Below are 1,305 nucleotides of genomic sequence, written 5' to 3'. Positions count from 1 at the left end.
TGTACGGATCACCCACATGGGTTACACAAAAGTTCACTCACATAGGTGACAACACCTTGAGCGTTACATAACCATCAGTGGCATCCCGCACATCGACCCTGCCAAGGATGATGGGACCGAAAATAACATCCCAGACGCCATCCCCAACCTGCTCCAGTCCAATGGTCTGGTGCTTGAGCACATAACCTACGTAGATCCTCAAGCCCCGGCGATTGATGATGCCGGAGCTATCAGCCGGCAAGCTCTCGATATGACTGGGATAGGTCATTTCGGGGAGCTTTTCAGGGAATGGGCGTGGAGATGGCTGGTAGCAAGACGCCGGTGTTTTCTGCTTCAGCGCTTCATGCAAGCGCTCGTGATTGTAGTGCTGCCGAAAGCGATCAAAGTGCCGTTGTTGAGCCTCCCAGGCCACTGCCGGCGGCGATGGGAGCGTGCTTTTGAGCGTTCGATGCATGCGCTCGTGGCGGCCATTCTGTTCAGGCCGACCAGGCGCAATGCGCTCGGGAATGATGCCTAGACGCAGCCACCAGATCGACAGCTGAGAAAGTCCCGCACGCCCCTTACTGGCAAACGGCACACCGTTATCGGTACGAATCCGCTCAGGCAAGCCATTCTCTCGGAACACTTGGGTGAAAACGGCCTGGGTTTCCAGCAGGTTGGTATTGGGCATGCTGTGGCAGGCGAGGAGGAAACGACTGGCGTGATCCATGATCGTCAGCGGATAGCACCAGACGCCTGCACCTGTCAGAAATTGACCTTTGTAGTCCGCACTGAACAGCTGGTTAGGCGACTCGGCCTTCTCCAGTGGCTTGGGATAGACCGCTACACGCTGACGTAAGCGGCGTGGTTTGACCAATTCGGCTTTCTTGAGGATGTTGTAGATCGCTGTCTTCGAGGGCGGCGCCTGATCAGGGAAACGCTCCTGCAGCGCAGCCTGGATCTTTTTCGGCCCCGGTTCCGTTTCGCCTCGACTGCGCAATTCGATGATGGCTTCGCGAACTGCGGCGGGTACGACCCAATCTTGGTTCAACCGGCGGCGGCTGCGTTCTTCCAGCCCCGAAGGCCCCTCTTTCTCATATCGCTCGACCCATTTGTAGCCGGTCTTTCGGCTGATCTCGTAGGCCTGGCACAGGGCACTGAAGCTGGGCGGCCCCTGCAGGTAATCCGCGATGAAAAGCATTTTAAGGTCCATAGGTTTCAGCTCTCGCCAAGGCATGGTCAGATCCTCGAAAACCGACCCTGCCAGTTAAAGACTGTTACCTATGTGCGTGAACTGATTTGTAACCCATGTGGGTGAGTCATACC

Annotated in this window: 1 protein-coding gene; it reads right to left on the bottom strand. The window is 56.5% G+C overall.

Features of this window, described 5'->3' with window-relative positions:
• Positions 1 to 37: 37 nt before the first annotated feature.
• A complete protein-coding gene (locus DFS21_RS26395) occupies positions 38 to 1,216 on the bottom strand; it encodes an integrase core domain-containing protein (protein ID WP_111533459.1) in 1,179 nt (392 codons plus the stop codon).
• Positions 1,217 to 1,305 lie beyond the last annotated feature (89 nt).

This window comes from Pseudomonas sp. 2848 (assembly GCF_003253945.1).
Taxonomy (GTDB): domain Bacteria; phylum Pseudomonadota; class Gammaproteobacteria; order Pseudomonadales; family Pseudomonadaceae; genus Aquipseudomonas.
The sequence above is the reverse complement of the archived record's forward strand: the minus strand, read 5'-3'. Positions and strand labels throughout refer to the sequence as shown.